Annotated in this window: 8 protein-coding genes; 4 read left to right on the top strand and 4 right to left on the bottom strand. The window is 76.7% G+C overall.

What is annotated here, in order from left to right; translation table 11 throughout:
* Window positions 1-227 precede the first annotated feature (227 nt).
* Window positions 228-1778, bottom strand: coding sequence for an aminopeptidase P N-terminal domain-containing protein (locus CS2_RS16865; RefSeq protein WP_070320848.1), 1551 nt, complete (start codon window positions 1776-1778; stop codon window positions 228-230).
* A 72-nt stretch (window positions 1779-1850) separates the two neighbouring features.
* Here CS2_RS16865 and CS2_RS16860 point away from each other — a divergent pair, with 72 nt between their 5' ends.
* On the top strand, window positions 1851-2693 hold the full coding sequence (locus CS2_RS16860; protein WP_070320849.1) for a PHP domain-containing protein: 843 nt from the start codon (window positions 1851-1853) through the stop codon (window positions 2691-2693).
* Window positions 2690-3310 carry a MarC family protein gene (locus CS2_RS16855; protein ID WP_046528857.1) on the top strand — a complete coding sequence of 207 codons (621 nt, stop codon included), beginning with the start codon at window positions 2690-2692 and terminating at the stop codon, window positions 3308-3310. The genes CS2_RS16860 and CS2_RS16855 overlap by 4 nt, the downstream gene beginning before the upstream one ends.
* Window positions 3311-3388: 78 nt before the next feature.
* Here the strand turns inward: CS2_RS16855 and CS2_RS16850 are convergent, their stop codons facing one another.
* Window positions 3389-5188 (bottom strand): DEAD/DEAH box helicase, encoded by a 1800-nt coding sequence (locus CS2_RS16850; protein ID WP_070320847.1) that lies wholly within the window; start codon window positions 5186-5188, stop codon window positions 3389-3391.
* Between the two features lie 337 nt (window positions 5189-5525).
* Between CS2_RS16850 and CS2_RS16845 the strand changes: the two genes are divergently transcribed.
* Window positions 5526-6293, top strand: a complete 768-nt coding sequence (locus CS2_RS16845; RefSeq protein WP_070320846.1) for a ferritin-like fold-containing protein — start codon at window positions 5526-5528, stop codon at window positions 6291-6293.
* Window positions 6294-6340: 47 nt separating this feature from the next.
* On the opposite strand, the gene CS2_RS16840 is transcribed toward CS2_RS16845, so the two are convergent.
* Both CS2_RS16840 and CS2_RS16835 read right to left on the bottom strand, forming a co-directional pair.
* Complete coding sequence (locus tag CS2_RS16840; RefSeq protein ID WP_046530681.1) at window positions 6341-6568, bottom strand: DUF3107 domain-containing protein; 228 nt, start codon at window positions 6566-6568, stop codon at window positions 6341-6343.
* Between the two features lie 62 nt (window positions 6569-6630).
* On the bottom strand, window positions 6631-7299 hold the full coding sequence (locus tag CS2_RS16835; RefSeq protein ID WP_070320845.1) for a TetR/AcrR family transcriptional regulator: 669 nt from the start codon (window positions 7297-7299) through the stop codon (window positions 6631-6633).
* Window positions 7300-7384: 85 nt separating this feature from the next.
* Between CS2_RS16835 and CS2_RS16830 the strand changes: the two genes are divergently transcribed.
* On the top strand, window positions 7385-8459 hold a 1075-nt coding region (locus CS2_RS16830), incomplete at its 3' end, for a UvrD-helicase domain-containing protein (protein WP_156442186.1).

The following is an 8459-nucleotide window of genomic DNA, read 5'->3' as shown; positions in this document are numbered from 1 at the left end:
CCCGCCGGGCCGCCCGTCCCGCCGCAGCCCGTCCCGCCGCAGCCCGGCACGCCGTACCCGCCGGCCGCGCCGCCCCAGGCCGGGACCCCCGCGCAGCCCGGCACTCCGCCGCCGCCCCCGGGCCCGGGGAGCGTCTGACCCCGCGCGCACCACGACGCACGACGAGGGCCGCACCACCCGCGGGTGGTGCGGCCCTCGTGCGTCCGCGTCACGGCCCGTGCGGGCGGTCAGCCCTTGCGCAGGGCCGCCATCCACGCCTCGACCGCGTCGGGGTCGCGCGGCAGCGCGGCCGACAGGTTGACGTTGCCGTCGGCCGTCAGCAGCACGTCGTCCTCGATGCGCACGCCGATCCCGCGGTACTCCGCGGGCACCAGCAGGTCGTCGGACTTGAAGTACAGGCCCGGCTCGATCGTGAACACCATGCCGGGCTCCAGCACGCCGTCGAGGTACAGCTCGGCGCGCGCCTGCGCGCAGTCGTGCACGTCGAGGCCCAGGTGGTGGCTCGTGCCGTGCACCATCCACCGGCGGTGGTGCTGGTTGTCGGGGTCGAGCGACTCCTCGGCGCTCACCGGCAGCAGCCCCCACTCCTCGAGGCGCGCCGCGAGCACACGCATCGCGGCGTCGTGCACGTCACGGAAGCGCGCCCCCGGCACGGCCGCCGCGAAGCCCGCGTCCGCCGCGTCGAGCACGGCCTGGTACACGCGGCGCTGCACGTCGGTGAACGTGCCGTCGACGGGCAGCGTGCGCGTCACGTCCGCCGTGTACAGCGAGTCGACCTCGACGCCCGCGTCGACGAGCACGAGCTCGCCCGCGCGCACCCGGCCGTCGTTGTCGGTCCAGTGCAGCGTCGTCGCGTGCTCGCCCGCGGCCGCGATCGTCGTGTAGCCGACGTCGTTGCCCTCCTCGCGCGCGTGCCCCAGGAACGTGCCCTCGATCACGCGCTCGCCGCGCCGGTGCGCGACCGCGCGCGGCAGCGAGCGCACGACCTTCTCGAAGCCCGCGACCGTCGCGTCGACCGCGAGCTGCAGCTGCGCGACCTCGTACGCGTCCTTGAGCAGGCGCAGCTCGGACACGGCCTCGGCGAGCAGCGCGTCGGCCTCGCCGGTCGTCTCCTCGCCGCGGATCTGCGCGACCACCTCGTCGACGGCCTCGTCGGCCTCCGGGACCACGAGCAGCTGCACGCCGCCGGCGCCCACGTCCTTCGCGAGCGCGTCCCGCAGGTCGTCCAGGTGCGCGGTCTCGACGCCCGTGACGGTCGCGACCTCGTCGAGCGTCGGGCGCGCGCCCACCCAGAACTCGCCGTACCGCGCGTCGGAGAAGAACTCCGGGGTGTCGCGCCCCGCGAGCGGGTTCATGTACAGCACCGCGTGGTGCGCGCTGCCGTCGTCGCCCGTGCCGTCGGCCACCGGGTGCAGCACCAGCACGGCGTCGGGCTCCTGCTCGGTGCCCAGGCCGGTGAGGTGCGCGAACGCCGCGTGCGGGCGGAACCGGAAGTCGGTGTCGTTCGACCGCACCTTGAACCGCCCCGCCGGGACCACCAGGCGACGGCCGGGGAACCGCGCCGACAGCGCGCTGCGGCGCGCCGCCGTGAAGTCCGCGACCTCGGCGCGCGCGGCCGTCGACGGCGGACGCTCGCCCCACCCCGACGTCACGAACTCGACGAACCGTCGCGACTGCGGGCGGTGCGAGCGGTTGGAGCCGCGCGACTCCAGCGGCTGCTCGTCCTGGGCGGGGGTCGGGGTCTCGGACGTGAGGTCGTCCGCGCTCTCGGTGCTCACGCCCCCAGTCTGGCACCGCGGGCCGCACGACGGCCGTCCGGGGTCCCGGTCGCGACCGGCTAGCGTGTGCCGGTGCGCATCGACCTCCACACGCACTCGCGGGCGTCGGACGGCACGCAGACCCCCACCGAGCTCGTGACCGCCGCCCGCGCCGCGGGCCTCGACGTCGTCGCCCTCACCGACCACGACACCACGGCCGGCTGGGACGAGGCGGCCGCCGCCGCGCCCGTCGCGGGCGTCGCCCTCGTGCGCGGCACCGAGGTGTCCGCGCGCTCGCACGGCGTGAGCGTGCACCTGCTGTCCTACCTGCAGGACCCCGCGCACCCGGCGCTCGCGGGCGAGCTCGCACGGGCCCGCGACTCGCGCGTGCACCGCGCGCGCAGCATCGTCGAGCGGATGGCGCGCGACGTGCCGATCACGTGGCAGGACGTGCAGGAGCAGGCCCGCGACGCGGTCGTCGTCGGCCGCCCGCACATCGCCGACGCGCTCGTCGCGCTCGGCGTGGTGCCCGACCGCGACGCCGCGTTCGCGCACCTGCTCGCGTCGTCCGGGCCGTACCACGTCGACCACTACGCGCCCGACGCGCCCGCGGCGGTCGCCGCGATCCGCGCGTCCGGCGGCGTCCCCGTGTTCGCGCACCCCGCGGCCGACGCGCGCGGGCGCATCGTGCCCGACCGCGTGTTCGACGAGCTCGCCGAGGCCGGGCTCGCGGGGCTCGAGGTCTTCCACCGCGACCACTCGGCCGAGCAGCGCGAGCGGCTGCTGCGCCTCGCCGACCGGCTCGGGCTGCTCGTCACGGGGTCGAGCGACCACCACGGTGACGGCAAGGTCAACCGGCTGGGGGAGAATCTGACCCGGCCCGAGGTGCTGGACGAGATCGTCCGGCAGGGAACGACGGAGGTGGTGGCGGCGTGAGCGCCGTGCTCGACGTGCAGCTGTTCATCTCGGTGTTCGTCACCCTGTTCGTCATCATGGACCCCCCGGGGACCGTGCCGATCTTCCTCGCGCTCACCGGCTCGATGACGCGCCAGCAGCGCGCACGCGCCGCGCGCCAGGCGATCCTCGTCGCGTTCGGCGTCATCGTCGGCTTCGCGCTGTTCGGCCAATCGTTGCTCAACTACCTGCACGTCTCGGTCGAGGCGCTGCAGGGCGCGGGCGGCCTGCTGCTGCTGCTCGTCGCGATGGAGCTGCTCACCGGCAAGATGGACAGCAACGAGGGCCTCGAGGGCACGCAGGGCAACGTCGCGCTCGTGCCGCTCGGCACGCCGCTGCTCGCCGGGCCCGGCGCCATCGTCGCGACCATGGTGTTCGTGCAGCAGGCCAGCGAGGCGACCGACTGGGTCGCCATCGCGATCGGCGTCGTGCTCGTCCACCTGTGCCTGTGGCTGTCCATGCGGTTCGCCAACGCGATCCACCGCGTCCTGAAGGACTCCGGGACGATGCTCGTCAGCCGCATCGCCGGTCTGCTGCTCGCCGCGATCGCGGTGCAGCTCCTCGCCGACGCCGTGCTGACGTTCGCGCGCCAGGTCTGACGCGGGCGACCACCCGGGACGACGGAGGCCCTCCCACCGGGCGGTGGGAGGGCCTCCGTCACGTCGCGGGGGCGTCGGTCAGGACTCCGCAGGAGCCGCGGGCGCACCGGCGCCCGACGCGCCGCCGCGCGAGCGACGACGACGGCGGCGACGCGGTGCGTCACCGGCCTCGCCGGTCGAGGTCGCGCCGGTCGACGCGGCACCGTCCGTCGCGGGGGCGCTCACGGCGGCCGACGAACCGACGGGCCGCTCGGCGCGCGCCGCGCCCTCGCCGCCCGAGCGACCACGACCGCCGCGGCTGCGGCGACGGCCCGCACCCTCGGCGCGCTCGCCGTCGCCCTCCTGGCGCGGGGCGCGGTCACGGTCGCGCGCGCCGTCCCGGCCACCCTCGCGGCGGCCGCCGGAGCGCTCGTCCGAGCGCGCCGGGCGGGCCCCGCCGCCGCGCTTGCCGGTCTCGCCGAGGTCCTCGAGCACCTCGGCGCCCAGGCCCGCGCGCGTCTGCTGCGCCTTCGGCAGCCGGCCCGTCACGCCCTGCGGGATGTCGAGGTCGGTGTGGATGTGGTCGGACGACGAGTACGTCTCGACCGGGTCGGGGATGCCCAGGCCCAGCGCCTTGTCGATGAGGCCCCAGCGCGGCAGGTCGTCCCAGTCGACGAACGTCACGGCCGTGCCCTTGTTGCCCGCGCGGCCCGTGCGGCCCGTGCGGTGCAGGTACGTCTTCTCGTCCTCGGGGCACTGGTAGTTGACGACGTGCGTGACGTCCTCGACGTCGATGCCGCGCGCCGCGACGTCGGTCGCGACGAGCACGTCGACCTTGCCGTGGCGGAACGCGCGCAGCGCCTGCTCGCGCGCGCCCTGCCCGAGGTCGCCGTGCAGCGCGCCCGCGGCGAACCCGCGGTCCACGAGCTCGTCGGCGACCTTGGCGGCCGTGCGCTTGGTGCGCGCGAACACGATGGTCAGGCCGCGGCCCCGGGCCTGCAGGATGCGCGCGAGCAGCTCGACCTTGTCGAGCGCGTGCGCACGGTACGCGACCTGCTTGATGTTCTTGACCGTCGCGCCGTCGTCGTCCGGCGCCGAGGCGCGGATGTGCGTGGGCTGGGACATGTAGCGGCGCGCCATCGCGACGACCGCGCCCGGCATGGTCGCCGAGAACAGCATCGTGTGGCGGTTCGGCGGCGTGGCCGCGAGCAGCTTCTCGACGTCGGGCAGGAAGCCCAGGTCGAGCATCTCGTCGGCCTCGTCGAGCACGACCTCGGTCGCGTGCTTGAGTCGCAGGTGGCGCTGGTTCAGCAGGTCGATCATGCGGCCCGGCGTGCCGACGACCACGTCGGCGCCGCGCTGCAGCGCCTCGACCTGCGGCTCGTAGGCCCGCCCGCCGTACACCTGCACGATGCGGACCTTGCGGCCCGTCGAGGCCATCGCGAGGTCGCCCGCGACCTGCACGGCCAGCTCGCGCGTCGGCACGACGACGAGGGCCTGCGGCTCGCCCGGTGCGGCGAGCTGCTCGTAGCCCTCCTCGCCGGGGGCGATCACGCGGTGCAGCAGCGGCACGCCGAAGCCGAGGGTCTTGCCGGTGCCGGTCTTGGCCTGGCCGATGATGTCGTGGCCCGACAGCGCGACGGGCAGCGTCATGGCCTGGATCGGGAACGGCCGCTCGATGCCGGCCGCGGCGAGGGCCGCGACGATCTCGGGCCGGACGTCGAAGTCCGCGAAGGTCGCGTCGACGGCCTGCACCGAGGCGGCGCGGCGCGTGCCGGTCACCTGCGTGGGGACCGCGTCGGCGGCCGTGCGGTGCTGGTCGGTGGTGGCGTCGGCGGCGGGGGTGACGGCGGAGGCGTCGTCGAGCGGCGCCTGCGCGAGGGTCTGGTCGGTGCTCACGTGTGGCTCTTCACTGCCAGGGTGGCGGCTCACGTGCGGGCCCGGCGGACGGCGCGAGGTGCGCGTCCGGACCGGGCGGCGACGGGCGCCACGCGGGTCGGCCGGCAGCCGATCGTAGAAGTCGCCCCGCGCGGCGCACCCGGCCGGCACGCCCGGCCGGTGACCGGCGGGCGGCGGCGGTGCGCGTCGTGCGAGGTGTGGCCGGGCGTGTGCCGGACCGGGAACCGAGACGACCGGGCAACCGATGTACGGGTTGTACACGCCCAGCGTACCGGACGGGGGTCGCGCGCGGCCGGGAGCCGGCGGGTGACGCGCCGCCCGGCGCTACGATCGCCGGATGACCTCCAGCGCCGGCAACGCCAGCTCCCTGCGCCCCGAGGGCGCGGCGGAGGACCGCTCCGCCAACCCCGGCAAGGACGCGTCGACGGCCCGTGCGGCCGACGCGGCCGACGCGATCGAGGTCCTCGGGCTGGTCGCGAGCCTCGAGCACCAGGCGTTCGCGCGGCTCGCGACCGACAGCGCGCAGGCGCCGGGGCTCGAGCAGGCCCTCGCGCTGAGCCGCCTCGCGGCACGCTGCACCGAGCGCCGCGACCGGGTCCTGGCCCGCATCGACGAGCTCGGGGGCGACGGCGTGGCGGCGCTGGGGCGCTTCGTCGGCCTGCTCGACGACTTCGACGCCCGCACGCCGCCGACGTCGTGGGCCGAGCGGCTGCTCAAGGCGTACGTCGGCTACGGGGTCGCGGACGACTTCTGCCGCGTCGTGGCACGCGGCCTCGACGACGCGTCGGCGCGCCTCGTCGCCGAGGTCCTCGACGACGCGTCGCACGGCGAGCTCGCGGTGCGCGAGCTGGACGAGGCGTGCGCGGGCGACGACGTGCTGTCGTCGCGGCTCGCGCTGTGGGGGCGCCGCCTGGTCGGCGAGGCGCTCGGGGTCGTGCAGCGCGTGGCGCAGCGGCCCGAGGTCGCGCGCGTGCTGAGCCGCGCAGGTGGCGCGGACGACGCGGCGACGTCCGCGGCGCCCGTCGAGCAGGTGCCGGCCACGGTCTTCAACGAGCTCACGGCCGAGCACACGCGGCGCATGTCGCGCCTGCACCTGACGGCCTGAGCCGACGAGCGGGCCGGCGCCCGGGCGAGCCGGACGCCGGCCGGGGGTCAGATGGAGCCGAAGCCCACGCGCCCCTTGGTCTCGGCGCCGATCTCGACGAAGCCGAGCGCCGCGGTCGGGACGATGACGCGACGACCGCGCGTGTCCGTCAGCTCGATCGTCGGGGTCTTGTCGGTCAGCGCGGCCTGCACGACTGCGGCGACCTCGTCCGCCGTCAGGTCGGACTCGAGCGTCAGCTCGCGCGCCTGGTGCTGCACGCCGATCGTGATCTCCACGGGCACTCCCTCGTCGACACGTTCGTCCGGCACTGCGGTGCCGGGCGGGTTCGTCGTCGATCCTAGGCGCCCTCGTACGGGTAGTCCGGGCGGACGAGCCCGGCCACGCCGCGCCACTGCAGGTCGGTGACGAGCCCGACGACCCGGTGCGCGTCCTGGCCCGCGCCGTGGCGCAGCCAGTAGGTCGCGGCGCCCTGCGCGCTCGCGACGAGCGCCGCGGCCAGCACGTCGGCGTCCGGGCGGTCGCGCCCCGTGACGTCGACGAGCACGTCGGCGATGCGGTGCGTGACGACGGCGGTGGCGTGCTCGACGCGGCCGCGCACCTGCGCGTCGCGCGTGACGTCCGACTCGAACAGCAGCGATGACGACTGCCCGGCGACCTGCACGAACGCGAGGTACGCCTCGACGACGGCCGCCACGACGGCCCGGCCCTCGCCCCGGCCCAGCGGACCGGCCTGCAGCGGTGCGACGGCGTGCTCGACCGCCGCGAGCAGGCCCGCGCCCTGCTCGTCGACGACCGCGAGGTACAGGTCGAGCTTGGAGGGGAAGTGCCGGTACAGGACCGGCTTGCTGACCTCGGCCCGCACCGCGATGTCGTCCATCGACACGTGGTGGAAGCCCTCGGTCGCGAACAGCTCCAGCGCCGTGGCGAGCAGCTGCGACCGGCGCTCGGCGCGCGCCATGCGCCGCGCGGGCGGGCGGTCCGCGGCTGCGTCGTGGGCGTCGACCATCCGCACAGGGTAGCCACGGCCGGTGACGTCCACCGGGCGGCGACCGTGCGCCGGGATGTCGGTGCGCCGTGATGGGATCGGCACCGTGACGACCGCACCGACGACCCGGCTGGTGGCCGCGCCGCTGGTCGAGCACGAGGCGCTCGGCCGGGGGGCGCGGCCCGTGCTCGACGCGCGCCAGCAGGAGGCCGTGGACCGTGCCGCGACGGGCCCGGCGCGGGCGCTGGTCGTCACCGGTGCGCCCGGCACGGGGCGCACGACCGTGGCGCTCGAGGCCGCCGCCGCGGCGGTCGAGGCGGGGCTCGCGCCCGACGACGTGCTGGTGCTGGCCGCGAACCGTCGCGCCGCCGGCGAGCTGCGGGACCGGCTCGCGGTGCGGCTCGGCCGCACCGCCGGGCGGCCTCTCGTCCAGACGCCCGCGGCGGTCGCGTTCGCGGTGCTGCGCGCGCGGGCCGGTGCGCTGGGCGAGCCGTCGCCGGTCCTCGTCTCGGGCCCCGAGCAGGACCTCGCGCTCGCCGAGCTGCTGGCCGGGCACGCGGCCGGCGACGTCACGGGACCGGCGTGGCCGCCGGGCGTCCCCGACGTCGCGCTCGGCACGCGCGCGTTCCGTGACGAGCTGCGCGACCTGCTCATGCGCGCGGCCGAGCGCGGCCTCGCGCCGTCCGACCTCGCGGCCCTCGGGCGCCGCGAGGGCCGCCCGGCGTGGGTCGCCGCCGCGCGCGTGTACGAGGAGTACCTCGACGTCATGGCGCTGGCCGCCGCGACGCCCGACGCGGGCGAGCGGCTCGACCCGGCCGTCGTGGTCGACGCGGCCGTCGCCGCGCTGCGCCGCTGGGACGACGACGTGCCCGGCGTCCCGTGCCCGAGCCGACGCCTCGTCGTCGTGGACGACCACCAGGAGAGCACGGCGGCGACCGCGCGCCTGCTCGGGGCGTTCGCCGACCGCGGCGCGCGGCTGCTGCTGCTGGGCGACCCCGACGTCGCGGTGCAGACGTTCCGCGGCGCGCAGCCCACGCTGGTCGCGCGCGCGCTCGCGCCCGCCCCCGACGGCCTGGGTGCCGAGCACGTCGTGCTCGGCACGGTGTGGCGCCAGACCGCGCCGCTGCGCGAGGTGACCGCCCGGGTCGCCGAGCGCGTGCCGGCCGCCGGCACCGTGGCGC

Origin of the sequence: Cellulomonas iranensis NBRC 101100 = JCM 18110 (assembly GCF_001552375.1) — a bacterium.
Taxonomy (GTDB): Bacteria; Actinomycetota; Actinomycetes; order Actinomycetales; family Cellulomonadaceae; genus Cellulomonas; species Cellulomonas iranensis.
This window is presented reverse-complemented; position numbering and strand designations above follow the sequence as displayed.

Excerpts from the sequence above, each read along its gene's own strand:
- CS2_RS16845 (WP_070320846.1), top strand. The coding sequence starts at position 5,526 with ATGACCTCCAGCGCCGGCAACGCCAGCTCCCTGCGCCCCGAGGGCGCG.
- CS2_RS16835 (WP_070320845.1), bottom strand. The coding sequence starts at position 7,299 with ATGGTCGACGCCCACGACGCAGCCGCGGACCGCCCGCCCGCGCGGCGC.